Origin of the sequence: Ensifer adhaerens (assembly GCF_013283195.1) — a bacterium.
GTDB classification, from domain to species: domain Bacteria; phylum Pseudomonadota; class Alphaproteobacteria; order Rhizobiales; family Rhizobiaceae; genus Ensifer; species Ensifer adhaerens_G.
Genome location: NZ_JABEKT010000001.1, coordinates 1761100 through 1785405 on the forward strand (window position 1 = coordinate 1761100; position 24306 = coordinate 1785405).

Consider the following 24306-nt stretch of genomic DNA (forward strand, 5'->3'; position numbering starts at 1 on the left):
GCATGATCAAGAACAAGGCCGGCTGGGTGGCCCTTACTGTCCTTGCGGCAGCAACAGCGTTGATGGTTTTTGTAGTTCAACCGAATTTGCGTGGCGGCAAGGAAGCGTCAGCCGATGGCACGGCAAGTGCTCCGGCCCAAACCGGTGACGCGGCATTGTCGACCGGAGGACCTCAACCCACTCCGGCCGCAAGCACCGAGACTGCCGCGAAGTCCGATGACGCCGCAAAGGTGGCGGAGCCGCAACCGGTCGCAAGCACTGCTGAAGCGAAGCCTCCCGCCGCGGACGCGTCCATTCCCGGTTTTGACGTTCTGCGCGTCGAGCCTGATGGATCGACCGTTGTTGCCGGCCATGCCGCACCAGGCTCCAAGCTCGAGATTCTCAACGGCACCACCGTCGTCGGAACGGCCGACGTCGGCGTGACCGGCGACTTTGCCGCCGTCTTTGACACACCGCTTCCGGCCGGCGACTACCAGCTGACCTTGCGCGCCGTCGGAGAAGACGGCGTTGCCAAGACTTCGCAAGAGGTCGCGACGGTTTCCGTACCGAAGGATGCGACCGGCCAACTGCTTGCCATGGTCTCCAAGCCAGGCGAAGCCAGCCGCCTGCTCACCACGCCCGACGCTCTTGGGAGTGCCACGCAGACGACCGACACGCCCGCCTCGCAGCCGGCTGCCGCGACACCTGCCGACGTGGCGTCGGCAACGCCGCAAACGACGAACGATGCTAGCGCCAACACGGCAAAGCCGAGTGGGGCCGCGGGGCTGCAGGTGACCGCCGTCGAGATCGAAGGCGCGAAGATGTTCGTCGCCGGTAGTGCGAAGCCCGGCGCTCTGGTTCGCATCTATGCAGACGACAAACTGCTCGGTGAAATGAAGGCCGACGACAAAGGCCACTTTGTCGTCGACGGCCAGATCGAGCTTTCGGTTGGCAGCCACATCATACGCGCCGACATGCTGAGCGAAGACGCAAGCAAGGTTGTAATGCGCGCATCCGTACCGTTTGACCGGCCGGCAGGTGCCCAAGTCGCAGCCGTTGCCGGTCCGGTTTCGGCCGCCGCAACGGCCGGGCTCGATGGCTTGCGAGCGGAGGCCGGCAAGGCGCTCGCGCTCTTGAAGGGACTGTTCGCCGACGGCAAGGTGCCGACGGGCGAGCAGCTGGCCGCAGCCCGTTCTGCAAGCGAATTTGCCCTGAAGTCGCTGGCCGATTTCAGGCTCACTGACAATTCCGATCAGGCGTTGGCTGATGAAGTCGCCCGGACGGCGAAGGCTGCAGCCGACGCGCTGGCCGTGCTGAAGGATGCTCCGCAGGATGCCCCGAGTGTCGCAGCGGCACTTGGCAAGGTCGAGGCATCGGTCGGCGCCATCCTCGCCGAGCGCGGCAGCGCAACGCCGGCGGTGACCGCCGCGGCCGAACCGGCCGTGTCGGGCGAGGTCGCCGAGGCTTCCGGTGCGTCGAAGGTCAAGGGTGCCGGTAGCTCGATTGCCAATGACGTCGCGGCTGCGCAGCCTTCGATGGCTACCACGGAAAGCCCGGCCCAGCCGGAAACGGTGGAGCAGGCGCCGCTGAAGGAAAGCAAGAACTCGGTCATCATCCGCCGCGGCGATACGCTCTGGCAGATCTCGCGGCGCGTCTATGGTGCGGGCGTTCGCTACACCACGATCTACCTCGCCAACCAGGAACAGATCGAAAATCCCGATCGGATCCGTCCAGGTCAGGTCTTCGGCGTTCCTGACCAGGCACTTTCCGATGAAGAGTCACGGGAAATTCACAAGAAGCACATGAAACACGAACAATAGGCTGATCATCGATACCCGTTGCATTGCCGTGGTGTCGACGCAGACCTATCTGTCAACCAAGGCGGCGCCTTCAACGAGGCGCCGCTTTTCATTGGATGGCGACGATGGGGCCCGATGACCTTTTCCAAGGTTAGGGCGCCAAGCCATAATTGCGCGGCGATGATGGCCCGACAGTCCGTCAGCGTGAGCGAATGAATGAAAGCGGATCAAGACGTGGCACCTGCGAACCAGACGAAGACGATTTCCGCCGATACGAGCAACCCGTTTCGGACCATCGTTAACCTGTGGCCCTATATGTGGCCTTCGGATAGAGCCGATCTGAAGCTGCGGGTCGTCTGGGCGACGATCATTCTGGTGATTGCCAAGGTCGTGCTGATCCTCGTTCCCTATTTCTTCAAATGGGCGACGGATGCGCTGAACAACAAGCCGGATGCGCTGGGCTTTCTGCCGCAGTTCCTCGGCGGTGCGGTCATGCTCGTGCTTGCCTATAACCTCGCGCGCCTGCTGCAGGCGGGGCTCAACCAGCTGCGTGACGCGCTGTTTGCCAGCGTCGGCCAGCATGCGGTTCGACAACTCGCCTACAAGACCTTCGTGCACATGCACCAGCTGTCGTTGCGCTTCCATCTGGAGCGGCGCACCGGCGGCCTGTCCCGGGTGATCGAGCGCGGCACCAAGGGCATCGAAACGATCGTCCGCTTCACCATCCTGAACAGCGTTCCGACCCTGATCGAATTCCTGCTGACCGCGGTGATCTTCTGGTGGGGCTACGGTTTCAGCTACCTGCTGGTCACTGGCATCACCGTTTGTCTCTATATCTGGTTCACCGTCAAGGCGAGCGACTGGCGCATCGCCATCCGCCGCTCGATGAACGACAGCGACACCGACGCCAATACCAAGGCGATCGACTCGCTCCTGAACTTCGAGACCGTCAAATATTTCGGCAACGAAGAGATGGAAGCCAAGCGCTTCGACAGATCGATGGAGCGCTATGAGAAAGCCGCGACCCAGGTCTGGACCTCGCTCGGCTGGCTCAACTTCGGCCAGGCGATGATCTTTGGTGCGGGCACCGCCGTCATGATGATCATGTCCGCGCTTGCGGTGCAGCGCGGTGAACAGACCCTCGGCGACTTCGTCTTCATCAACGCCATGCTGATCCAGCTGGCCATTCCGCTCAATTTCATCGGTTTCGTCTATCGCGAGATCCGTCAGGGCCTGACCGACATCGAACACATGTTCGATCTGCTCGACGTGGAAGCCGAAGTGGTCGACCGCCCGGATGCGCGTCAGCTTGCCATTGCCAACGGGGCAATCGCCTTCAACGACGTTCACTTCGCCTATGATCCGAAGCGGCCGATCCTCAAGGGCATTTCGTTCGAGGTTCCGGCCGGCAAGACCGTTGCCGTCGTCGGCCCTTCTGGCGCCGGCAAATCAACGCTGTCGCGACTTCTCTATCGCTTCTACGACGTGCAGCAGGGCACGATCACCGTCGACGGGCAGGATGTGCGCGATGTGACACAGAAGAGCCTGCGTGCGGTCATCGGCATGGTGCCGCAGGATACGGTACTGTTCAACGACACCATCGCCTACAATATTCGCTACGGGCGCGTTTCGGCGACCGAGGAGGAGGTCGTGGCTGCGGCCGAGGCGGCACAGATCGCCACCTTCATCCAATCGCTTCCCGAAGGCTTCCAGGCAATGGTCGGCGAACGGGGCTTGAAGCTCTCCGGCGGCGAAAAGCAGCGTGTCGCCATCGCCCGTACGATCCTGAAGGCGCCGCCGATCCTCATTCTCGATGAGGCAACCTCGGCGCTCGACACCCGCACCGAACAGGAAATCCAGTCGGCGCTCGATGTCGTATCGCGCAACCGCACGACGCTGGTCATCGCCCATCGGCTTTCGACGGTGATCAATGCCGACGAGATCATCGTGCTGAAGGATGGCGTCATCGCCGAGCGAGGCACGCACGGGGAACTGATCGATCGCAGCGGACTTTATGCTTCCATGTGGAGCCGCCAGCGTGAGGCGACCCAGGCGGAAGAACAATTGAAGCGTGTACGCGAGAGCGATGATCTGGGCATCGTCACGCGTGGCGAGCCGGCCTTATGACGGCATGCCCATTGGCTGATCACGACGCGTATTGTCGCTGTCGGGCGGGCGGCGTTGCCGTAGGCGGCATTTCGCGCTAGGTCACGTTCCACAGCAAATCTGGAGTAGAGTTCATGAGCTTGGTCAATACGGTGCGCAACACGCTGGTCCCGGTGCACAAGGAAGGCTATCGCTTCATCGCGATCTTCTTCGTCGTGTCGCTGGCGCTGGGCTTCCTGTGGGAGCCGTTGATGTGGATCGGCTTCCTGCTCACCGCCTGGTGCGCCTATTTCTTCCGCGATCCCGAGCGCATGACGCCGATCGACGACGATCTGGTGATCAGCCCGGCCGATGGCCGCGTGTCGTCGATCGCCATGGTGACGCCGCCGGAAGAACTGGGTCTCGGTTCAGAGCCGATGCTGCGCATCTCTGTTTTCATGAATGTCTTCAACTGCCATGTGAACCGTGCGCCGATGGCCGGCACCATCAGCCGCATCGCCTATCGCGCCGGCAAGTTCGTCAACGCCGAGCTCGACAAGGCCAGCCACGAGAATGAACGCAACGGTCTCGTCATCCAGACGAAGCACGGCGCCATCGGCGTGGTGCAGATCGCCGGCCTCGTTGCCCGCCGCATCATGTGCTGGAAGTATGAAAACGCCTCGCTCGACGCCGGCGAGCGTTTTGGCCTCATCCGGTTCGGCTCGCGCCTTGACGTCTTCCTGCCGGAAGGTGTCGAACCGCGCGTCAGCCTCGGCCAGACCGCGATTGCCGGTGAAACCGTGCTGGCCGAATTCGGCTCGTCCAAGGGCCCGGTCATCAGCCGTCGCGCATAAAGGAGACCCTATGGAAGGTCCTCAACAGGAAAACCCAGCCGAACCGCCGAAAGTGGCGGACGAGGCGAATGGTTCCAACGACACCGGCCGCGGCCCGCGGCTGCGCGAGATACCGCTGCGCCTGATGATCCCGAACATGATCACCGTGCTCGCGATCTGCGCGGGTCTCTCCGGCATCAGGCTTGCGTTTGAAAACCGCATCGAACTCGCCGTCGCCATGGTGTTGCTTGCGGCCTTTCTCGACGGCATCGACGGCCGCGTCGCCCGTCTTTTGAAGGCAACGTCGAACTTCGGCGGCCAGATGGATTCGCTTGCCGATATCATCAACTTCGGCGTTGCACCGGCGCTGGTTCTCTACGTCTTCATCCTCGATCAGGCCCGCTCGATCGGCTGGATCGCGGCGTTGGTCTACGCGATCGCCTGCGGCCTGCGGCTGGCGCGCTTCAACGTCATGGCCGAGCGCCAGTCCAAAGCGGCGTGGCAGTCGGAGTACTTTGTCGGCGTACCGGCACCGGCAGGCGCCATGCTGGTGCTGCTGCCGGTCTATCTCGGCCTGCTCGGCCTGGCGCCTGAGCGCACCATGGCGCTGATCGCATCGGGTTACACCGTGCTGATTGCCTTCCTGCTCGTCAGCCGTCTGCCGGTCTGGTCGGGCAAGTCGGAAAGCCGCGTGCGCCGCGATCTCGTGTTGCCGGTCATTCTCATCGTCGTGTTCTATGTCGCGACGCTGATGACCTACACATGGGAGACGATGGCGGTGACCGCCCTCGGTTATCTGATCACGCTGCCGTTCGGCGCGCGCTCGTGGCAGCGCAAGTATGGCGGCGACTGGCCCGCCCATCCCGCCCACGGCGGTGACGGACTGCCGGGCGACAAGGACTAAGCCTGAGCGGCCGCACAAACATAAAGGCCACCGTGGAAACACGGTGGCCTTTTTGATTCCGGGTTTGTGGCAGCCATTACTCCGGCAGGCGGTAGTCGACGATCTTGTTTTCGCGAACGATATAGAGCTTGCCGGTTTCGGTCTGGTCTGGGCCGACCAGCGGCAGAAGCTGAGCCGCGACTTCGGACGGATGCGGCACGGTTTCCGGGTCCTCTCCAGGCATCGCCTGTGCGCGCATGGCGGTGCGGGTGGCGCCAGGATCGACGCTGAGGATGCGCAGCGGCAGCCGCTGCGTCTCTGCGGCCCAGGTGCGCGCGAGTGCCTCGACTGCGGCCTTCGAGGCGGAGTAGGGGCCCCAGAACGGCTTGCACTTGTGGGCAGCGCTTGACGAGAGAATGAGCGCGCGTCCGGCGTCGGACTTGATCAGCAACGGCTCAAGCGTGCGGATCAGGCGCCAGGTGGCGTTGACGTTGATGGTCATCACCTTGTCGAACACCTTGGCCTCGACATGGCCGATCGGCGAGATCGTGCCGAGCACGCCGGCATTGGCAACCATGATGTCGAGCTTGCCCCAGCGCTCGTTGATCGCGCCGCCGAGCTTGTCGATCGCAGCCATGTCGGCGAGATCGAAGGGAACGAGCGTGGCCGAGCCGCCGACAGCCTTGATGGCGTCGTCGAGTTCCTCGAGGCCGCCGACGGTGCGGGCGCAGGCGACGACATGGGCGCCAGCCTTGGCGAGTTCGAGGGCCGTGAAATAGCCGATACCGCGCGATGCGCCGGTGACGACGGCGACCCGGTCTTTCAAATTGATCGTCATTTTATTGTCTGATTATCCGTTGCTGGCGAGAACCGAGAGTTTGCGGACATTGCTGGCGCCTTCCTGGTCGAGAAGGCGGGTCGGATAGTCCCCGGTGAAATAGTGGTCGGTAAACTGCGGTGCCTTGGGATCGCGCTTGACGCCGCCGACGGCCTCGTAAAGCCCGTCGATCGACAGGAACTCGAGCGAGTCCGCACCGATGAAGCGGCACATGGAGGCAAGGTCGGCGTGCTGGTTGGCGAGCAGCTTGTCGCGATCCGGTGTGTCGATGCCGTAGAAATCGGGGTGGAAGATCATCGGGCTGGCAACGCGCACATGCACTTCGCGTGCGCCGGCATCGCGGATCATCTGCACGATCTTGACCGAGGTGGTGCCACGAACGATCGAATCGTCGACGAGCACGACGCGCTTGCCCTCGATCATCGCACGGTTGGCCGAGTGCTTCAGCTTGACGCCGAATGCGCGGATCTGCTGCGTCGGCTCGATGAAGGTGCGGCCGACATAATGGTTGCGGATGATGCCGAGTTCGAAGGGGATGCCGCTCTGCTGCGCGTAGCCGATCGCAGCGGGCGTGCCGCCATCGGGAACCGGCACGACGACATCGGCTTCGACAGGCGCTTCCTTGGCGAGATTTTGGCCCATGTTCTTGCGCGCGACATAGACGTTGCGGCCGCCGACGACGGAATCCGGACGGGCGAAGTAGACGTATTCGAACAGGCAGAGCCGCTCCGGTTGCGGGGCGACAGGCTTGCGGGCATCGATCGAGATCGAGCCGTCGGCCTGGATCTCGCAGATGATGATTTCGCCATTCTCGACGTCGCGCACGAACTTGGCGCCGATGATATCGAGTGCGCAGGTTTCCGAGCAGAAGATCGGCTTGCCATCGAGTTCGCCCATGACGAGCGGACGGATGCCGTGCGGGTCACGGGCGGCAATCAGCTTGGTGCGGGTCAGCGCCAGCATCGAGTAGCCACCTTCGACCTGCGCAATCGCATCCGCGAAGCGGTCGGTGGTCGAAGCGTGCTTCGAGCGGGCGATGAGGTGAAGGACGACTTCGGTATCGGAGGTCGACTGACAGATGGCACCATCCGAGATGATCTGGCGGCGCAGCGTCAGCCCGTTGGTAAAGTTGCCGTTATGGGCGATTGCGATACCACCTTCATGCAACTCGGCAAACAGCGGCTGGACGTTGCGCAACGCCACTTCGCCTGTTGTCGAGTAGCGCGTGTGGCCGATGGACATGAAGCCCGGGAGCTTTGCCAGGGTCGCGGGGTCGGTGTAGTGGTCGCCGACAAGGCCCATGCGCTTTTCCGTGCAGAACTGCTTGCCGTCGAAGGTGACGATACCGGCGGCCTCCTGGCCGCGATGCTGGAGCGCGTGCAGGCCAAGCGCCGTCAGCGCGGCGGCATCCGGATGCCCCAGGATGCCGAACACGCCGCACTCTTCGTGCAGGGTGTCGCCATCGATTTCGTCATGGATTTCCTTGGATCTCAGATCGGTCATCACAGTCGCCTTTGCTCCGTGCCGGTGCGCATATCGTGATCAGGCCCGCCGTCTTCAAGCGATATTAGCTGAAAACGGACACAAGCGTTATTCCCAAAAGGACAAAGCCCGCGCAGCGGGCTTTGTCGGCAGTTTTTCCATGTCTCAGCCGTTGGTGGCCGGGGCGTCGTCAACCGGCGCCTGGTCGGGCGAACCCGACGGTGCCTGTCCGGGCGTTCCAGCCGGGGCCTCGCCTTCGCCTTCGCCGGTCGTGTCCTTGCCGCGCAGGCGGTCGAGGATGGTGGCGTCGGCTTCCTCGGGCAGGAGCGCGATCAGCTTGTTGCCGAGATTGTCGAGCAGCGGCTTGGACTTCGCCTGCGTAACCCAGCCCGGCTGCTGCTGCGGAGCGACCAGCCAGTTGAAGAACAGCATGGCGACGACCACGAGCAGGATGCCGCGTGCGGCACCGAAGAGAAAGCCGAGCGTGCGGTCAAGCGCGCCGATGCGGCTGTCGATGATGAAATCGGCAATCCGCATGGTGATGAAGGAAATGATGATGAGCGCAACCAAGAAGATCACGGCCGCCGAGCCGATCAGCGCGACGGTGTCGCTGCTGGTGTACTGCTTGGCATAGGGCAGGAGGTGCGGGTAGAGGAAGTAGGCCGCTGCCGCAGCGCCCACCCAACTCGCAACCGACAGGACCTCGCGCGAGAAGCCTCGGACCATGGCCAGGATTGCTGAAAACAGCGCGACGCCGAGAACGATACCGTCGAGAATTGTAATGGGCATTTTGTCCTTACTCCGAACCCGGTTCGTCCGGGTCTCCTCAAGCCTATCCGCCGTCGGCCCTGCCTGATATCCAGGGCATTGTTGTGAGCCAGCTCAGAAGCCGCCTCGTGGAGCCGCTTGCAGCACCCGCACCTTCAATCTGCGTCCTCTACCGGTCTCAGCGCGTTTCGCGATCCCGCGATGCGCGCCACCAGATCCGGCAGGCTTTCCAGCTCGCTCCACCGGCCATTGCCGTTCTTCGGCAATTCGGTCGAGGCAGCCGGCAGAACAGCCTGGGAGAACCCGAGTTTCTCGGCTTCCTTGAGGCGTTGAGCGGTATGCGCAACCGGCCGGATGGCGCCCGACAAGCTGACTTCGCCGAAATAGACGCAATCAGCCGGAAGGGCAAGCCCGGCAAGCGACGAAACCAGTGCGGAAGCCACAGCCAGGTCGGCGGCAGGTTCGGAAATCCGGTAGCCACCGGCGATGTTCAGGTAGACGTCGTGCTGGCCGAGCCTGACGCCGCAATGGGCTTCAAGCACGGCAAGGATCATGGAAAGGCGAGCAGAGTCCCATCCGACGATGGCGCGACGCGGCGTGCCGAGCGAGGTCGGCGCGACAAGCGCCTGCACTTCGACCAGGATCGGCCGCGTGCCCTCCATTCCGGCAAAGACGGCAGCCCCCGGCGATTTCTCGTTGCGCTCGCCGAGGAACAGTTCCGACGGGTTTGCGACCTCGCGCAGGCCTTTGTCCGACATCTCGAAGACGCCGATCTCATCCGTTGGTCCGAAGCGGTTCTTCACTGTTCGCAGGATCCGGTAGTGATGGCCGCGATCGCCTTCGAAATAGAGCACGGCGTCGACCATGTGCTCGACAACGCGGGGACCGGCGATCTGGCCTTCCTTGGTGACGTGGCCGACGAGCACGACGGCGGTACCCGTCTGCTTGGCAAAGCGGATCATCGCCTGCACGCCGGTGCGCACCTGCGTGACCGTGCCGGGGGCCGAATCGACGATGTCGCTCCAGAGCGTCTGGATCGAGTCGATGATGACGAGGTCGGGACGCTTGCCCTCGGCAAGCGTCGCGAGAATATCCTCGACATTGGTTTCGGCCGCGAGCAACACGTCGCTGTCCGCGGCACCGAGCCGCTGGGCGCGCAGGCGCACCTGGGCCACGGCCTCTTCACCGGAGACGTAGATGACGCGGTGCTTCTGTCGGGCAAGGGCGGCAGCCGCCTGCATCAGCACCGTCGACTTGCCGATGCCTGGATCACCGCCGATGAGCAGGGCGGAGCCGCGAACGAAGCCGCCGCCGGTGGCGCGATCAAGCTCGGATATGCCGGTCTGGATGCGCGGAGCATCCTCGATCTCGCCTGATAGCGTGGTGAGCGCGACGGGACGCCCCTTTTTCGGTGCACGCGAAGGGCCGCCGCCGATGCCGGAGGTCGGGTCGTCTTCGATGATCGTGTTCCATTCGCCGCAGCCCTCGCACTTGCCGGCCCAGCGGGTATGGATGGTGCCGCAGTTCTGGCAGACGAATTGGGTGCGGGCTTTCGCCATCGGATATGACTTTCACGGTGCGGAGACTTCAGCGCATCGCCAATGGCGATGCGGCCGGTGATCGGAGAATCACTTTCGCCTCCACATAATGCCGCGAAACGCGGAACAAAAGGTGATTTTCGGCGACAGACTGTAAAGGAGCGGGAAAGCCGCCTCAGACCGCACCGACATAGTGACGTTCGTAGCGGCGGCCGAGGCTCGTCAGCATCTCATAGCCGATCGTGCCGCCGGCGCGCGCCACATCGTCCACGGCGATATGCCGACCGAACAACTCGATGTAGTCGCCGGGGCGAACCGCGTTTTCCGGAAGGTCGGTGACGTCGAAGAGGCTGAGGTCCATGGTCACCCGGCCGACATGCGGCACCTTCTGTCCGTGCAGGAAGCCGAAGGCGCCCGAAGGCGTCGCTTGCCTGAGGGTCACGCCACCACCCGAGACGGACCGGTGGTAGCCGTCTGCATAACCGACAGCAACAGTCGCGATGCGACTGTCGCGGTTGAAACGGGCGGACGCTCCGTAACTCGCGTGGCCGCCGGAGACGACGGTGCGCACCTGAATGATCCGGGCTTCAGCCGTCACCACCGGTTTCATCGGATTGACAACGTCATTGACCGCTTCGCCGCCGTAGACGGCGATCCCAGGGCGCGTCAGCTCGAAATGATAATCATTGCCGAGGAAGACGCCGCCGGAGTTGGCAAGGCTTGCGTCGACCCCTTCGAATGCGCCCGTCGCTTCGCGGAAGCGCCGAAGCTGGTAGTCGTTGAGCGGGTTGCCCGGGTCGTCGGCACAGGCGAGGTGGCTCATGATCAGGACGGGGGAAAAGCTGGCAGGGCGCGCCGGATCGTTGGCAAGAGCAACGGCTTCCTCGACCGTCAGCCCCAGCCGGTTCATGCCGGTATCGACATGCAGCACGCAAGGATGGTCGCCACGCTCGGACAGTGCGGCCATGAAAACGGCCAGCTGTTCCTCGGAGTTGATCACCGGCACCAGATCGTTGTCGAAGAACAGCGGCTCGTTGCCGGGCCACATGCCGGCCAGGATGTAAATCCGGGCTTCCGGCACCAGCGGCCGCAGGTCGGCGCCTTCCTCGGCATTGGCAACGAAGAAATCGCGGGCGCCGGAAGCATAAAGCGCAGGCGCTGCCTCATCGATCCCAAGGCCGTAGGCATCGGCCTTCAGCACCGCGGCGGCACGTGCTTTGCCCGAGCGGGCATTCATCGAGCGCCAGTTGTCTGCCAATGCATTGAGATCGACCGTGAGCCGGTTGGAGGCGGAGAGAAATTCTGGACTGAGCATGCCTGGCACTCTGCGTGGACGATCAAAAAGCAATACAGTCAACCACGCTTGCCCGCAAATGCCGTCCTGCCGCATGTCGAGAGGAGAGAGCGAAGAGCACTTTTATGCAAGACGCTTGTCGTTGCGGACGCTAGGATCGTTGCATGCATACGATCTCGCAGGAACAAGCCCTTGATGTCATGCCGCTGGAAGGCGCGGAGCGGACCCGATTCTGGCGGGACACCCGATTCGACGGCATGGAGTGTCTGACCGCGACTTTCATCACGCATGAGTTTGCACCGCACGCGCATGACACGTTCAGCATCGGCGCGATCGAGGCGGGCTCGCAGATCAGCAAGATCAGGGGCGAACGGTCGCAGGCGGGACCCGGCGACTTCTACCTCATCAACCCGGACGAGATCCACGACGGCCACCCGGGTGGCGGCGGTTATCGCTACCGCATGGTCTATCCGAGCACCGAGCTTCTGGTGAATATCCTGGAAGACGTCACCGGGCGCCCGTTCAAGGGAACGCCCTCATTCTCGAAACGGATGCTGCGCGACCCGGATCTGGCTCAATCGTTCTATCAAGCACACAAGGCGCTGGAGCTGGCGACGGGTGCGCTCGAGGCCGAGGAACGCATGTTCGGCGTCCTGGCCACCATGTTCGAACGGCACGGCAGTTCGATCATCGTGCCTGTCGAAACAAGGGAACAGTCCGCGGTGCAGCGGGCCCGCGACTATCTGACCGAGAATTATGCCGAAGACATTGGCCTCGACGAACTGGCAAAGGTCGCGGGCCTCAGCCGTGCCCATCTGATCCGGGCCTTCCGGCGACAGTACCATATTACGCCGCATGCCTTCCTCACCGACAAGCGAGTGCGGGCGGCAAAGACGCTGCTGCGGCATGGCTGGTCGGCGGTCGATACCGCCTATCAATGCGGCTTTGCCGATCAGGCGCATTTTACCCGGCACTTCAAGGCCCGAACCGGAGTGACACCCGGCGCCTTCCGCGCCGGATGATCACTTTCGTTCAATACGCCCGGCTAAACTGCGCCTAGGTGTGCACCGGTCATGATTGATCGGGAGACAAGGGCATTGAGCGATACGGGATTCTTTCCAGATTTTAGAGCCGGGGCCATGTCGATGGCGCCGCTGATCGTGGCGGTCATGCCGATCGGGCTTGTCTTCGGCGCGGTTGCTGCCGGCAAGGGTCTTTCGGGGGTTGAGGTGACGTTGATGAGTGCGCTGGTTTTTGCCGGTGGCTCGCAATTCGTGGCCATGGATATCTGGACGCATCCGGCCTCCTGGGCAGCACTCGCGTTTTCGGCCCTGCTCGTCAATGTCAGGCATGTGCTGATGAGCGCGTCGCTCGGCGCCAAGCTGCAAGGGTTCTCAGGCCCGGCGAAATACGCCTCGATGCTTTTGCTCGCCGACGAGATATGGGCGATGGCCGAGATGCGGGCGAAGGAAGGCAAATTGACGCCGGCCTGGTTCGCAGGTCTCGCTGTGCCCTTCTATCTCGTCTGGGTGACGACGAGCCTTGCCGGCGCCTTGCTGGGCGCCTTCCTCGGCGATCCCAAGGTGACGGGGCTCGATTTTGCCTTTCCCGCGGTCTTCATCGTCCTGGTGATGAGCTTCTGGAAGGGGCGCGAGACCGGAGCGGTGCTGGCCGCCAGTGCCGCCGCTGCGGTGCTGACGCACCATTTCCTTCCTGGCGTCTGGTATATCGCTGCCGGTGCCGCCGCCGGGGTTGCGGTCGCGCTTCTAGGCCGCCGGCGCGAGGAAGCGCACGCATGACAGTCGATCCGCACACGTTTCTCGCCATCCTCGCGATGGCAATTGCCACCATCGCCACCCGCATCGGCGGGCTGGTGCTCATTCGGTTCGTGACGATCGGGGAGACGCAGAGGCGCGCCCTTGAGGCAATCCCGCCAGCCGTGTTGATGGCGGTGATTGCGCCGACGGCGCTGGTCACCGGGCCGGCGGAAACGATTGCGACCGTGGTCACGGCGCTGGTCGCCATGCGCCTGCCGCTGCTCGCAGCCGTCGCGGCCGGCGTTGTCACCGTGGCCATCCTCAGAATGGCCCTGGGGGCGTAAAGACGCCCCCAAGCTTTCTCAGTGTTCTTCGTACTGGGTGAAGGACGGATCGGCCAGATCGGTAAAGCGGGTGAATTCCGACTGGAAGGCGAGCTTGACGGTGCCGGTCGGTCCGTGACGCTGCTTGGCGATGATCACGTCGGCCGTGCCCTTCACCTGCTCCATCTTCATCTTCCACTCGTCGTACTTCGGGTCGAACTCGTCGCGCGGCTCGAGGTTCTTCACGTAATATTCTTCACGGAACACGAAGAGCACGACGTCGGCGTCCTGCTCGATCGAGCCCGATTCACGAAGGTCAGAGAGCTGGGGCCGCTTGTCTTCGCGGCTTTCCACCTGACGGGAGAGCTGTGACAGCGCGATGATCGGCACGTTCAGCTCCTTGCCGAGCGCCTTCAGGCCGGTGGTGATCTGGGTGATTTCCTGCACGCGGTTGTCGCTCGACTTGCCCGAACCGGTCATGAGCTGGATGTAGTCGACGACCAGGCAATCAAGGCCGCGCTGGCGCTTCAGGCGGCGGGCACGGGCCGAGAGCTGGGCAATCGAGATGCCACCGGTCTGGTCGATGAACAGCGGCACTTTCTGCATCATCTGCGAGCAGGCGACGAGCTTCTCGAAATCGGCTTCGGAGATGTCGCCGCGGCGGATCTTCGAGGAGGAAACCTCGGTCTGCTCGGAAATGATACGGGTGGCCAGCTGTTCGGATGACATTTCGAGCGAGTAGAAGCCGACGACGCCGCCGTTCTTCGCCTTGAACGAACCGTCGGCCTGGACCTCCGGATCATAGGCGGCAGCGATGTTGTAGGCGATGTTGGTGGCGAGCGAGGTCTTGCCCATGCCGGGGCGTCCTGCAAGCACGATCAAGTCCGAGCGCTGCAGACCGCCCATGCGGGCATCGAGCGAAAGGATGCCGGTCGAAATGCCCGACAGGCTGCCGTCGCGTTCGAAAGCCTGGCCGGCCATGTCGATGGCAAGCGCCACCGCGTCGTTGAAGGACTGGAAGCCGCCGTCGTAACGGCCGGTTTCGGCAAGCTCGAATAGCCGCCGCTCCGCGTCTTCGATCTGGCCCTGCGGCGGCATGTCGAGCGGAGCGTCGAAAGCGATGTTGACCATGTCCTCGCCGATGGTGATCAGCGAACGCCGCAGCGCCAGGTCATAGATGGCGCGGCCATAGTCTTCCGCATTGATGATCGAGACGGCGCCGGCGGCAAGGCGCGCGAGATACTGCGCGACCGTCAGGTCGCCGACCTTGTCGTCTGCCTTGAGAAAGGTCTTGATCGTCACCGGGTTGGCGGTCTTGCCCATGCGGATGATATCGCCGGCAACCTCGTAGATGCGGCGGTGCAACGGTTCGAACAGGTGGACCGGCTTCAGAAAGTCGGAGACGCGGTAGAACGCATCGTTGTTGACGAGGATCGCGCCGAGCAGCGCCTGTTCGGCTTCAAGGTTGTTCGGCGCCTCGCGGTAGTGCTGGTCCGACTGGTCCTTGCCGATAGGGGCTAGCTTTCGCGCTGCGTCGTTCATGGTCGTTCGTCTCTGCCTTTTCTGGTGTGCACCCGGTTTGATCTCTGCGTCCATGCCGGTCAAGTGCAGCAGTGCCACAGTCGCTGGCCATGTGCTGCGACCCGTTGCCTTTGCCCGTTGTTCGACTGATCCACAGGCTGGCGTCACAAAAGTGCGAAAAATAATGCCCGCTTGAAAAACGACGTTGACGCTGCGAATCGCTACGACCCGCGACGGCCTCAATTCTAGCGCCGTTTGCCGCTGCGCTCAAAACGGCATCTTGAAAAGAGCCGCCGGATGGATTAGATAGTGGCAATATAATTAGCATGCTACTAATATGGAAAAGGTACTATGTATCAACCGACCGTGAATCGTGAATTGTTCGACGCCCTGGCGATGGTCAATCGCAAGCTGCGGGCGGTGTTCGATGCCCGCGTCAAGGAACGCGGACTGACGCTGTCACGGGCAAGGGCGCTGTTTGCGCTGACGAAGAAGGATGGCTTGAACCAGCGGGAACTGGCCGACGAACTCGATATCGAGACGCCGACGATCGTGCGCCTGCTGGATGGCATGGAAAAGCAGGGCTTTATCGAGCGTCGGGTTGAGGCCTCGGACCGCCGGGCCAAGCAGGTCCACATGACCGAGCTTGGCCGCACGATCGCCGACGAGATCCTCAGGCTTGCCGATGAGATCCGGGCAGAGGTGCTGCTGGGTGTCGACGCTGACGAGGTCGCGGCCGCGCTGAAGGTGGTCCGCACCATCGCCGACAACGTTCAATCGCTCGCCAAGGAATGATGGTGATGAGTGCCGCCGCGAGCGCTGCAGCCAACGACAACAGGGCCGCCGTCGTCGAAGGCGAGGCGGAGGCGCCCGTAGGCGCAGACGAAGTCTCCCACTTCCCGGCGCCGAGCGTTGCAACGCCGCCCACGCCGCAGCCGATGAGTGTTGCCAGGTCATCGACCTACGTGGTCTGTTCGGCGCTCTTGTTCCTGACCCAGGGCCTGGGCATGAACCTGGCGCTGGCCAATCTTACCCAGCTTCAGGGGTCTCTTTCGGCCACCTCGATCGAGGCCGCCTGGCTCTCGGCGGCCTATATGGCGCCGAATGTTTCGCTGTCCATCGCGCTGGTCAAGATCCGAGCGCAATACGGGCTGCGCCGTTTCGCCGAAATCGGCATCCTCGGCTTCGTGATCGTTTCGTTGATGAACGTCTTTGTTTCCGATCTGCATTCGGCGATCGTCGTTCGCTTCATCAGCGGCATTGCGGCTGCCCCCATGTCGACGCTCGGCTTCCTCTATATGCTGGAGGCCTTCCCGCCGGCGCGCAAATTGACGGTCGGACTTGCCCTGGCGCTGACATGCACAACGATCTCGGCGCCGATCACCCGGCTGATCTCGCCGACGCTGATCGAGTATGGGCAGTGGCATGGGCTCTATACGCTCGAGATGGCGCTGGCGCTGATGGCCTTGCCAATCATTTATCTCATGCCACTGACGCCGGTGCCGCATGCGAAGGTGATCCAGCGAACGGATATCCTCAGCTACCTGCTGGTCGCCGTCGGCTTCGGTTGCATTGCCATCGTGCTGACGATGGGGCGGCTCTACTGGTGGTTCGAGGCGCCATGGCTCGGCGTGCTCCTGGCCATCGCGATCGTGACCCTGACCAGCGTGGTGCTGATCGAACTCAATCGCGAACTGCCGCTGATCGACGTTCGCTGGCTCGCCTCCAGGGAAATCCTGCACTTTACCGCGGTGCTGCTGGTCTTCCGTCTGGTCGCCTCCGAGCAGTCGGCGATTGCGGCAAATTTTTATCAGCTGCTCGGATTGCAGTTCGAACAGGTCGCAACGCTTTACTGGGTCATTCTTGGCGCATCGATCGCCGGCGGCATGCTCTGCGCCGCACTCATGAAGCCGGATCACGCACCGTTCGTGCATGTCCTGGCATTGAGCCTCCTGGCAGCCGGCGCCTATATCGACAGCCAGGCGACCAATCTGACGCGACCGGCGCAGATGTATATGAGCCAGGCGATGATCGCCGCCGGAACCGCGCTTTTCCTGCCGCCTGCCATGGCCAGCGGCTTCAAGGCGGCGCTGATGAAGGGGCCGAACTACATTCTCAGCTTCATCGTCATCTTCCTCTTTACCCAAAGCATCGGCGGCCTGATCGGTACGGCTGCCTTCGGCAGCTTCGTTACCTTGCGTGAGAAGTTTCACTCCAATGTACTGGCCGAGCAGGTCGTGATGTCGAACCCGCTCATCGCCCAGCGCATCAGTCAACTGGCTGCCGCCTATCGCCGCGTGATCGGCGACAGGGCCCTGCTGGACGGCGAGGGCGTCGCGCTGCTTGGACAGCAGGTCACCCGAGAGGCGAACATTCTTGCCTACAACGACGCCTTTCTGCTGGCGTCGGTCATCGCGCTTTGCGCCTTGGCCGGCCTGCTGGCGCATATCCTTTACAAGCGGATTGCGGGGCGCCTTGTGCCTCCCGCAGCTGCGCTCACGTCTTGACGAACAGAGTTACCACCATGCTGAAATTCTTGCGCTCACCCACGACAATCATCGTTTTGCTCGCCGGCCTCTCCGGGCTGACCCTGGTTCTCTATGCCTGGCGGCTGCCGCCGTTCCACAGTTCCGTGGAGATGACCGAAAACGCTTATGTCAGGGGCTACCTGACGATCATGAGTCCGCAACTGTCAGGTTATGTCGCCGAGGTTCCGGTGCACGACTACGAGGAGGTCAAGGCCGGCCAGTTGCTGGTCAAGATCGATGACCGAATCTACGCCCAGAAGCTGGCGCAGGCTGAGGCTGCACTTGCCGCCCAGAAGGCATCGCTTGCCAATTCACGGCAGCAGGAGTTGTCGGCCAAGGCGGGTATCGCCGCAAGTAAAGCGCAATTGGACAGTGCGAAAGCGGCGCTTAACAGAGCGGAGGCATCCTGGGGCAGAATCCGGCCGCTGGCGGAAAAGGGCATCTCGACCCGCAGCGATGCGGACCAGTCGAAAGCCGCATTCGAGCAAGCGATAGCAGCCGTCAATCAAGCGGAGGCCGGCCTGGAGGTCTCGCGGCAGGCGCTGGCGACGACGCTCGGCGCCCGCGCCGGCCTTCAGGCAGCCGTTGCCGGCGCCGAGGCTGCCGTCGAACTGGCGCGGATCGATCTGGACAACACCCGCATCGTCGCCCCCCGCGATGGCAAGCTCGGCGAGATCGGCGCACGCCTCGGCCAATACGTCACGCCCGGCTCGCAACTTCTGTTCGTCGTGCCGCACGACGTGTGGGTGCTGGCGAATTTCAAGGAAACGCAGCTCGATGGCATGAAGGCAGGCCAGCCGGTGACCATTTCCGTCGATGCACTGCAAAAGAGCATGCTGACCGGGCATATCGAGCGTTTCTCGCCGGCCGCCGGCTCCGAGTTCAGCATCATCCGCCCTGATAATGCCACCGGCAATTTCACCAAGGTCGCCCAGCGCGTTGGTGTGCGGATCGCGGTCGATCCCGGCCAACCGCTTGCCGATCTGCTGTCGCCCGGTCTTTCCGTCGTCGTGCGCGTCGACAAGAACGCCGCGCCCGTGGCCGAGCCTGCCCATAGCTGAAGCCAAGTCGGCGCAAAAGAAAAAGCCCGGATCCTGGGATCCGGGCTCTCTCAATCAGAACGGCCAGTAAGGCTTATTCTTCTTCGCCGTCGAAGTCGGCTTCCGGGTTGAAGAAGTCTTCCGGCTTCAGCGCGTCTTCGTCAACGCCGTAGATGGCGTCGGCCGAGGTCAGGCTTTCGCCCTTGGACTGGCGCTCAGCTTCTTCAGCCGAACGGGCAACGTTGACTTCAACTGCGATTTCGACTTCCGAATGCAGGTGCAGCGTAACGTTGTGCAGGCCGATCGACTTGATCGGGTGGTTCAGGTCGACCTGGTTGCGGCCGATGTTGAAGCCGGCGGCAGCCAGAACTTCGATAACGTCGCGAGCAGCAACCGAACCGTAGAGCTGGCCGGTTTCGCCAGCCGAGCGCACGATGATGAAGGACTTGCCTTCGAGCTTCTCGGCAACCTTCTGGGCTTCCGACTTGCGCTCGAGGTTACGGGCTTCGAGCGTCGAGCGCTCGGCTTCAAAGCGGGTCTTGTTGGCAGCGTTGGCGCGCAGTGCCTTGCCGAGCGGCAGCAGGTAGTTGCGTGCGAAGCCGTCGCGAACCTTTACGGTTTCGCCCATCTGGCCGAGCTTTGCGATACGTTCGAGAAGAATGACTTCCATGATCTTGTCCTTTCAGAGTTCAGGTTTGGTGAGGTCAGTTTTTTCCCACCGGGGTGACCGCGATGGTGCGTCGCGTATCGGTCAGTCCCGTCAGGAGGAAGAAGATTGCCGGGATCGTGAACACGAGCACCGACAGGTATGCGATCCACAACACGGGAAGCCGCCAGGACTTGCCGCGCGTGCGGAAGTGGAAGGATGCGAAACCGGCAAGCAGGAAGCCCGCGCCGAAGGTTCCGCAGATGAGCGCGCCGATCGTCGCCGGAGCGCCGCCCAGAAAGGTCAGGACCAGCCCGCCGAGAAAAATGAATATTGCATTGCGGTGCATGCGCAGCGTCGACGGAATGTCTTCGCGCGGGCGCAACGACTTGCCCGACATCTGCACGATGCGGGTGGCGATGTAGTAGGCGGTAAACAGCATCACCACCCAGACGGCGCCCTGGATGAGCGGGAGGGCCAGCGTGAAGATCGACTTGATCTGCGCAATCGCCGCAGCGTCGGGGTTGTAGAGGGGTTCCTGAGCCTTCACCGCCTCGATGACAATGTCGACCATGCGGTCGGACACGCCAGAATCATATCCGACGATGAAGCCGACGATGATCATGCCGGCAGTTACCAGGCCGGCGAGGTGGCTGAGAATGTCGGAAAGCGGGTACCAGGCAAGCGCACCATCAGGGCCGCCGAGCTCGGTTGCTGGGCGCGCCAGATTGGCGAGATGGCTGAGCCACCCGGCCGGGATGAGCGTCACGACGAGGATCAGCAGCGCGAACTGGGGTGAAATCAGAGCGGCAGCGGTCGCGCCGGCGCTGATGATGGCGGTGATCGCGGCTGCATTGCCCCAGCCGAGGCCGGCAATAAGAATGGGAAGCGCCGAAGCGGCATAGAGAACGATCGTAAGCGACGACTGCGTGTTCGCGCCCATCGACAGGAGGGCAGCGGTAACGCCGGCGAGAGCGCCGGTCAGCAGCGATGTCTTGTTCACGGTGTTCACGGTCGCTGTCCTGCTTCGTGCAGTTAGGGGATGGCCAAGGGTCAGCCCCAACATGGGATTTCCGTGTGTTTCCACACGAGGGTTCCGATCCGCGCCCAACGCGGAAGGGAGAGGGCAAGGCGTCACGTAAAGGGAGCGCCTTGCCTCAGAGTCGGTTTCCGTTGAGTCAGGCGACCAACGGAAGGTCAGCCGTTGTTACGAAACGACGTAAGGCAGCAGGCCGAGGAAGCGGGCGCGCTTGATCGCCTGGGCGAGTTCGCGCTGCTTCTTCTGGGAAACGGCCGTGATGCGGGAAGGAACGATCTTGCCGCGCTCGGAAATGTAGCGCTGCAGCAGACGGATGTCCTTGTAGTCGATCCGCGGAGCGTTTGCGCCCGAGAAGGGGCAGGTCTTGCGGCGACGGTGGAACGGGCGACGAACCGGAGCGGAAGAAACTTCAGCCATTGTCTTTAATCTCCTAAAGTTTCTTGATTAAGCGCGGTCTTCGCGCGGACGACGCGGGCGGTCTTCGCGGTCGCCACGGTCCGGACGCGGACCACGGTCGCCGAAGCCACGCTCCGGACGGTCGCCATCGCGGCGCGGACGGTCGTCGCGGTCGCGCTTCTGCATCATGGCAGACGGGCCTTCTTCGTGCTTCTCGACGGCGATCGTCATGTAGCGCAGGACGTCTTCGTTGATGCGCATCTGACGCTCGATTTCGTGAACAGCGGCTGCCGGAGCATCGATGTCCATGAGAACGTAGTGAGCCTTGCGGTTCTTCTTGATGCGGTAGGTGAGGGACTTGAGGCCCCAGTTCTCGACGCGACCGACCTTGCCGCCGTTTGCTTCGAGGACGCCCTTGTACTGCTCGACGAGACCGTCGACCTGCTGCGGCGTGATGTCCTGGCGGGCCAGGAATACGTGTTCATAAAGAGCCATTGTGGCTTACCTTTCTTGCGTTAATCAGCCCGGACATCGGCGGCTAAGCCTCAACGACTGTTCTTAGTGGCTGACACGCAGCCGGCAAGAAAGTGTTGTATCGAGACGGTCGAGAGCGGAGACACGGGAGGCCGGAAAGACTTGCAATCCTAACGGCTCCCCTCGAGGAAGCCGGCCCTCCGTTCAGCCACCAGCCAGAAGACCGGGCATTTCGAACAGCGCGCTTATACGCATATTTCAGCGAAAGGCAAGGCTTGGCCGGTCTTTTCGCCCGGTTTTGCCTTTCAAGCAGTTCCCGCGGTCTTCTTCCACTTGCGCAAACGCCCGCGGGCATTGGCATAGGGTGAGGACGTGTTGAACTGGATCATGCGGCCAAGCGGCCATTTGCCGTACCAGGGCTGACCGTAGAGTGCTCGGTCATCGCGCGCCTCGATCAGGGCGACCAATCGATCCTTGCTGGCTGCGAGGCGCGACAGGCGTTCTGCGGGTGGAAGCGCCTGGTAGTCATTATAGAATTCCTGCGCGAGCCGGCCGAGTTCGTTCCACTTGTATCCCGTCTCCGGAAAATCGACCGGCAGGCCTTGCTCGTCCCGTTCGATCCACTTGATCACCAGTTCGCCCCAGCCGATGAGGTAGGCGACGAGGTCGCCCACACTCATCATCGTGCCCTTGGCATGCCCATCGAGCGAAGGCTCGGCGAATCGCTCCGGTGCTATGCCGTCGAGTTCGCGGCGGAGTTTGGCGAACTCCGTCTGGATGGCGAAGAGCAGTTCCGCTTTCGTCTGGGGCACGGACATGGGCTGTTTCGCGCTCAGATCGGCATGGGATAGAGTCGGTGCAGGCGGCGAATGCCGTTCATGACGTCCTGCGACAGCGTCATTCCGGCCGCACCGAGATCCGTCTTCAACTGTTCCATCGAGGTTGCGCCGATGATGGCGGAAGCCATGAACGGGCGGGAGAGGCAGAAGGCGATCGCCAGCTGCGAGGGGTCGATCCCATGCTCGCGGGCCAGCGCCACATAGCCGGCGACGGCCGGCTCCTGGTGCGGCGTGAAGCGGCCGCCGAGATCGCCGTTGATCGCAAGCCGCGAGCCGGTCGGCCTGATGCCGTCGAGGTACTTGCCGGTCAACAGGCCGGCTGCGAGCGGCGAATAGGCGAGAAGCCCTACGTCCTCGTGATGCGAAAGCTCGGCGAGATCGAGGTCGTAGGCTCTGTAGAGAAGATTGTATTCGTTCTGGATCGAGGCGACGCGTGGCAGGCCGTGGCGTTCGGCCATGTCGATGAGCTTCATCGTGCCCCAGGCGGTGTCGTTCGAGAGACCGATTGCCCGCACCTTGCCGGCTTTCACCACGTCACCGAGCTTTTCGAGGATCGCCTGGAGGTCGGCCGCTACATGGGCCTTGTTCTGTTTGGCGGGCTCGTAGGACCAGGCATTGCGGAAATGGTAGTGACCGCGGTTCGGCCAATGGATCTGGTAGAGGTCGATGTAATCCGTCTTCAGCCGCTTGAGGCTGGCGTCGACCGCTTCATCGATGCCCTCGGGGGTGATCGGGCCGCCATTGCGAATATAAGGTCGCCCGGAGCCGGCAACCTTGGTGGCGACCACGACGTCGTCGCGACGGCCGCGTTTGGCCAGCCACTCGCCGATGAAGCGCTCGGTATCGCCATAGGTTTCGGCCGAAAGCGGCGTCGTTGGGTAGAGTTCAGCAGTGTCGATGAAGTTCACACCCTTGTCGAAGGCGTAGTCGAGTTGTTCGTGCGCCTCGGCTTCGGAGTTCTGCGAGCCCCAGGTCATTGTGCCCAGGCAGATTTCGGAAACCTTGATGTCGGTCCGGCCAAGCGTGTTGTAACGCATTGCGTGATGGTCCTTATGGATGGCGGGTCTCGACCCAGGACGAAGGGTGCCCGCGATAGAAAAGGGTGAAGGCCGCAAGCCCAGGGGAGGTTGAACGGGCAGGGCGGCGATGCGCGGCAAACTTACGCCTTGATTGGCGAAGATCAAGGGCAAAAGGCCGCCTGAAGCCCGCAAAGCCGGGCCTGCGCGCTTGACTCACCGTTCAGGAATGTGAATGGAGAGGAAAACTAGGGAAGGGACAATCCCATGAGTATTGCATTCACGTTCCCGGGCCAGGGCAGCCAGGCTGTCGGTATGGGCAAGGATCTGGCGGACGCGTTTCCGGAAGCAGCGGCGGTGTTTGCCGAGGTTGACGACGCGCTCGGCGAGAAGCTCTCCGAGGTCATGTGGAACGGCCCCGAGGAAACGCTGACACTGACGGCCAACGCCCAACCGGCGCTGATGGCCGTGTCGATGGCGGTGATCCGTGTGCTGGAAGCCAAGGGCCTCGATCTGAAGAGCAAGGTCTCGTTCGTGGCCGGCCATTCGCTCGGCGAGTATTCGGCGCTCTGTGCCGCCGGAACCTTCTCGATTGCCGACACGGCGCGCCTCCTGCGCATCCGCGGCAATGCCATGCAGGCGGCCGTTCCCGTCGGCAAGGGTGCGATGGCGGCGATCATCGGTCTTGAGCATGCGGATGTCGATGCCATCTGCCGCGAAGCCTCCGCTCTCGGCTCCTGCCAGATCGCCAATGACAATGGTGGCGGTCAGCTGGTAATCTCCGGCGAGAAGGCGGCCGTCGAAAAGGCTGCGGCACTTGCGTCGGAGAAGGGCGCCAAGCGCGCCCTGATGCTGCCGGTTTCGGCTCCTTTCCATTCGAGCCTGATGGCGCCCGCGGCCGATGCGATGCGCGAGGCGCTTGCCAAGGTTGATAAGCACAATCCGTCCGTCCCCGTCATCGCCAACGTCCTGGCCGCTCCGGTCAGTGACGCCGAAGAGATTGCGCGCCTTCTGGTCGAGCAGGTGACGGGCCAGGTTCGCTGGCGCGAGACGGTGGAGTGGTTCGCCGCCAACAACGTCACGACGCTTTATGAAGTGGGTTCCGGCAAGGTTCTCACCGGGCTTGCCCGCCGGATCCACAAGTCCGTCACCGGCATTACCGTCAACACGCCTGCCGATATCGACACCGCGCTCTCGGCGCTTCTGGCCTGAGTGCTCCAGTTATAAG

General features: G+C 62.8%; 23 protein-coding genes. 11 read left to right on the forward strand and 12 right to left on the reverse strand.

All coding sequences use genetic code 11. The features are described from left to right. Nucleotides 1-2 precede the first annotated feature (2 nt). The 4 genes from LPJGGPFB_RS08320 (at nucleotide 3) to pssA (ending at nucleotide 5600) form a co-directional block, all read left to right on the forward strand. A complete protein-coding gene (locus LPJGGPFB_RS08320) occupies nucleotides 3-1799 on the forward strand; it encodes a LysM peptidoglycan-binding domain-containing protein (protein ID WP_173419543.1) in 1797 nt (598 codons plus the stop codon). A 195-nt stretch (nucleotides 1800-1994) separates the two neighbouring features. Beyond that, the gene (locus LPJGGPFB_RS08325) at nucleotides 1995-3905 is read left to right on the forward strand and encodes an ABCB family ABC transporter ATP-binding protein/permease (RefSeq protein WP_173419544.1); all 1911 of its coding nucleotides are present in this window, start codon (nucleotides 1995-1997) and stop codon (nucleotides 3903-3905) included. 113 nt (nucleotides 3906-4018) lie between these two features. Then, nucleotides 4019-4717, forward strand: a complete 699-nt coding sequence (locus LPJGGPFB_RS08330; protein ID WP_173419545.1) for a phosphatidylserine decarboxylase — start codon at nucleotides 4019-4021, stop codon at nucleotides 4715-4717. A gap of 10 nt (nucleotides 4718-4727) precedes the next feature. Beyond that, nucleotides 4728-5600 carry a CDP-diacylglycerol--serine O-phosphatidyltransferase gene (gene pssA, locus LPJGGPFB_RS08335; protein ID WP_173419546.1) on the forward strand — a complete coding sequence of 291 codons (873 nt, stop codon included), beginning with the start codon at nucleotides 4728-4730 and terminating at the stop codon, nucleotides 5598-5600. Nucleotides 5601-5676: 76 nt separating this feature from the next. On the opposite strand, the gene LPJGGPFB_RS08340 is transcribed toward pssA, so the two are convergent. The 5 genes from LPJGGPFB_RS08340 to alr all read right to left on the reverse strand — a co-directional run bounded on the left by LPJGGPFB_RS08340 (nucleotide 5677) and on the right by alr (nucleotide 11520). After that, complete coding sequence (locus LPJGGPFB_RS08340; RefSeq protein ID WP_173419547.1) at nucleotides 5677-6417, reverse strand: SDR family NAD(P)-dependent oxidoreductase; 741 nt, start codon at nucleotides 6415-6417, stop codon at nucleotides 5677-5679. A 12-nt stretch (nucleotides 6418-6429) separates the two neighbouring features. Next, a complete protein-coding gene (purF, locus tag LPJGGPFB_RS08345; protein WP_173419548.1) occupies nucleotides 6430-7920 on the reverse strand; it encodes an amidophosphoribosyltransferase in 1491 nt (496 codons plus the stop codon). Nucleotides 7921-8064: 144 nt separating this feature from the next. Continuing rightward, nucleotides 8065-8688: a CvpA family protein gene (locus tag LPJGGPFB_RS08350; RefSeq protein WP_173419549.1), complete on the reverse strand. Its 624-nt coding sequence runs from the start codon at nucleotides 8686-8688 to the stop codon at nucleotides 8065-8067. A 134-nt stretch (nucleotides 8689-8822) separates the two neighbouring features. Beyond that, nucleotides 8823-10226, reverse strand: a complete 1404-nt coding sequence (gene radA, locus LPJGGPFB_RS08355; protein ID WP_173419550.1) for a DNA repair protein RadA — start codon at nucleotides 10224-10226, stop codon at nucleotides 8823-8825. Between the two features lie 154 nt (nucleotides 10227-10380). Then, nucleotides 10381-11520 carry an alanine racemase gene (alr, locus tag LPJGGPFB_RS08360; protein WP_173419551.1) on the reverse strand — a complete coding sequence of 380 codons (1140 nt, stop codon included), beginning with the start codon at nucleotides 11518-11520 and terminating at the stop codon, nucleotides 10381-10383. A 143-nt stretch (nucleotides 11521-11663) separates the two neighbouring features. Between alr and LPJGGPFB_RS08365 the strand changes: the two genes are divergently transcribed. From LPJGGPFB_RS08365 to LPJGGPFB_RS08375, 3 genes are all read left to right on the forward strand, one after another. Next, entirely contained in the window at nucleotides 11664-12521 is an 858-nt protein-coding gene (locus LPJGGPFB_RS08365; protein WP_173419552.1) for an AraC family transcriptional regulator, read from the forward strand. 123 nt (nucleotides 12522-12644) lie between these two features. After that, the gene (locus LPJGGPFB_RS08370; RefSeq protein WP_427858220.1) at nucleotides 12645-13298 is read left to right on the forward strand and encodes an AzlC family ABC transporter permease; all 654 of its coding nucleotides are present in this window, start codon (nucleotides 12645-12647) and stop codon (nucleotides 13296-13298) included. Then, the gene (locus LPJGGPFB_RS08375) at nucleotides 13295-13600 is read left to right on the forward strand and encodes an AzlD family protein (RefSeq protein ID WP_173419554.1); all 306 of its coding nucleotides are present in this window, start codon (nucleotides 13295-13297) and stop codon (nucleotides 13598-13600) included. Before LPJGGPFB_RS08370 ends, LPJGGPFB_RS08375 begins: the two co-directional genes overlap by 4 nt. A gap of 18 nt (nucleotides 13601-13618) precedes the next feature. Here the strand turns inward: LPJGGPFB_RS08375 and LPJGGPFB_RS08380 are convergent, their stop codons facing one another. Further along, complete coding sequence (locus tag LPJGGPFB_RS08380; RefSeq protein ID WP_115420622.1) at nucleotides 13619-15121, reverse strand: replicative DNA helicase; 1503 nt, start codon at nucleotides 15119-15121, stop codon at nucleotides 13619-13621. Between the two features lie 330 nt (nucleotides 15122-15451). Here LPJGGPFB_RS08380 and LPJGGPFB_RS08385 point away from each other — a divergent pair, with 330 nt between their 5' ends. From LPJGGPFB_RS08385 to LPJGGPFB_RS08395, 3 genes are all read left to right on the forward strand, one after another. Continuing rightward, entirely contained in the window at nucleotides 15452-15895 is a 444-nt protein-coding gene (locus tag LPJGGPFB_RS08385; RefSeq protein ID WP_173419555.1) for a MarR family winged helix-turn-helix transcriptional regulator, read from the forward strand. A gap of 143 nt (nucleotides 15896-16038) precedes the next feature. Then, a complete protein-coding gene (locus LPJGGPFB_RS08390) occupies nucleotides 16039-17607 on the forward strand; it encodes an MFS transporter (RefSeq protein ID WP_173420998.1) in 1569 nt (522 codons plus the stop codon). 17 nt (nucleotides 17608-17624) lie between these two features. Beyond that, entirely contained in the window at nucleotides 17625-18689 is a 1065-nt protein-coding gene (locus LPJGGPFB_RS08395; protein WP_173419556.1) for an HlyD family secretion protein, read from the forward strand. Nucleotides 18690-18762: 73 nt separating this feature from the next. Here the strand turns inward: LPJGGPFB_RS08395 and rplI are convergent, their stop codons facing one another. The 6 genes from rplI to LPJGGPFB_RS08425 form a co-directional block, all read right to left on the reverse strand. Further along, a complete protein-coding gene (rplI, locus tag LPJGGPFB_RS08400) occupies nucleotides 18763-19338 on the reverse strand; it encodes a 50S ribosomal protein L9 (RefSeq protein WP_173419557.1) in 576 nt (191 codons plus the stop codon). A gap of 34 nt (nucleotides 19339-19372) precedes the next feature. Beyond that, nucleotides 19373-20326 carry a DUF2232 domain-containing protein gene (locus LPJGGPFB_RS08405; protein ID WP_173419558.1) on the reverse strand — a complete coding sequence of 318 codons (954 nt, stop codon included), beginning with the start codon at nucleotides 20324-20326 and terminating at the stop codon, nucleotides 19373-19375. A 195-nt stretch (nucleotides 20327-20521) separates the two neighbouring features. Then, nucleotides 20522-20770: a 30S ribosomal protein S18 gene (rpsR, locus tag LPJGGPFB_RS08410; RefSeq protein ID WP_025426448.1), complete on the reverse strand. Its 249-nt coding sequence runs from the start codon at nucleotides 20768-20770 to the stop codon at nucleotides 20522-20524. Nucleotides 20771-20797: 27 nt separating this feature from the next. Further along, nucleotides 20798-21244, reverse strand: a complete 447-nt coding sequence (rpsF, locus tag LPJGGPFB_RS08415) for a 30S ribosomal protein S6 (RefSeq protein ID WP_025426449.1) — start codon at nucleotides 21242-21244, stop codon at nucleotides 20798-20800. A 284-nt stretch (nucleotides 21245-21528) separates the two neighbouring features. Then, nucleotides 21529-22041 (reverse strand): ClbS/DfsB family four-helix bundle protein, encoded by a 513-nt coding sequence (locus tag LPJGGPFB_RS08420; RefSeq protein ID WP_173419559.1) that lies wholly within the window; start codon nucleotides 22039-22041, stop codon nucleotides 21529-21531. Nucleotides 22042-22055: 14 nt separating this feature from the next. Next, complete coding sequence (locus LPJGGPFB_RS08425) at nucleotides 22056-23099, reverse strand: aldo/keto reductase (protein WP_173419560.1); 1044 nt, start codon at nucleotides 23097-23099, stop codon at nucleotides 22056-22058. Between the two features lie 246 nt (nucleotides 23100-23345). Here LPJGGPFB_RS08425 and fabD point away from each other — a divergent pair, with 246 nt between their 5' ends. Next, complete coding sequence (gene fabD, locus LPJGGPFB_RS08430; RefSeq protein ID WP_173419561.1) at nucleotides 23346-24290, forward strand: ACP S-malonyltransferase; 945 nt, start codon at nucleotides 23346-23348, stop codon at nucleotides 24288-24290. The last annotated feature ends 16 nt before the right edge of the window (nucleotides 24291-24306 follow it).

Excerpts from the sequence above, each read along its gene's own strand:
- LPJGGPFB_RS08320 (WP_173419543.1), top strand. The coding sequence starts at position 3 with ATGATCAAGAACAAGGCCGGCTGGGTGGCCCTTACTGTCCTTGCGGCA.
- LPJGGPFB_RS08325 (WP_173419544.1), top strand. The coding sequence starts at position 1,995 with ATGAAAGCGGATCAAGACGTGGCACCTGCGAACCAGACGAAGACGATT.
- LPJGGPFB_RS08330 (WP_173419545.1), top strand. The coding sequence starts at position 4,019 with ATGAGCTTGGTCAATACGGTGCGCAACACGCTGGTCCCGGTGCACAAG.
- pssA (WP_173419546.1), top strand. The coding sequence starts at position 4,728 with ATGGAAGGTCCTCAACAGGAAAACCCAGCCGAACCGCCGAAAGTGGCG.
- LPJGGPFB_RS08340 (WP_173419547.1), bottom strand. The coding sequence starts at position 6,417 with ATGACGATCAATTTGAAAGACCGGGTCGCCGTCGTCACCGGCGCATCG.
- purF (WP_173419548.1), bottom strand. The coding sequence starts at position 7,920 with ATGACCGATCTGAGATCCAAGGAAATCCATGACGAAATCGATGGCGAC.
- LPJGGPFB_RS08350 (WP_173419549.1), bottom strand. The coding sequence starts at position 8,688 with ATGCCCATTACAATTCTCGACGGTATCGTTCTCGGCGTCGCGCTGTTT.
- radA (WP_173419550.1), bottom strand. The coding sequence starts at position 10,226 with ATGGCGAAAGCCCGCACCCAATTCGTCTGCCAGAACTGCGGCACCATC.
- alr (WP_173419551.1), bottom strand. The coding sequence starts at position 11,520 with ATGCTCAGTCCAGAATTTCTCTCCGCCTCCAACCGGCTCACGGTCGAT.
- LPJGGPFB_RS08365 (WP_173419552.1), top strand. The coding sequence starts at position 11,664 with ATGCATACGATCTCGCAGGAACAAGCCCTTGATGTCATGCCGCTGGAA.
- LPJGGPFB_RS08370 (WP_427858220.1), top strand. The coding sequence starts at position 12,645 with ATGGCGCCGCTGATCGTGGCGGTCATGCCGATCGGGCTTGTCTTCGGC.
- LPJGGPFB_RS08375 (WP_173419554.1), top strand. The coding sequence starts at position 13,295 with ATGACAGTCGATCCGCACACGTTTCTCGCCATCCTCGCGATGGCAATT.
- LPJGGPFB_RS08380 (WP_115420622.1), bottom strand. The coding sequence starts at position 15,121 with ATGAACGACGCAGCGCGAAAGCTAGCCCCTATCGGCAAGGACCAGTCG.
- LPJGGPFB_RS08385 (WP_173419555.1), top strand. The coding sequence starts at position 15,452 with ATGTATCAACCGACCGTGAATCGTGAATTGTTCGACGCCCTGGCGATG.
- LPJGGPFB_RS08390 (WP_173420998.1), top strand. The coding sequence starts at position 16,039 with ATGAGTGTTGCCAGGTCATCGACCTACGTGGTCTGTTCGGCGCTCTTG.
- LPJGGPFB_RS08395 (WP_173419556.1), top strand. The coding sequence starts at position 17,625 with ATGCTGAAATTCTTGCGCTCACCCACGACAATCATCGTTTTGCTCGCC.
- rplI (WP_173419557.1), bottom strand. The coding sequence starts at position 19,338 with ATGGAAGTCATTCTTCTCGAACGTATCGCAAAGCTCGGCCAGATGGGC.
- rpsR (WP_025426448.1), bottom strand. The coding sequence starts at position 20,770 with ATGGCTGAAGTTTCTTCCGCTCCGGTTCGTCGCCCGTTCCACCGTCGC.
- rpsF (WP_025426449.1), bottom strand. The coding sequence starts at position 21,244 with ATGGCTCTTTATGAACACGTATTCCTGGCCCGCCAGGACATCACGCCG.
- LPJGGPFB_RS08420 (WP_173419559.1), bottom strand. The coding sequence starts at position 22,041 with ATGTCCGTGCCCCAGACGAAAGCGGAACTGCTCTTCGCCATCCAGACG.
- LPJGGPFB_RS08425 (WP_173419560.1), bottom strand. The coding sequence starts at position 23,099 with ATGCGTTACAACACGCTTGGCCGGACCGACATCAAGGTTTCCGAAATC.
- fabD (WP_173419561.1), top strand. The coding sequence starts at position 23,346 with ATGAGTATTGCATTCACGTTCCCGGGCCAGGGCAGCCAGGCTGTCGGT.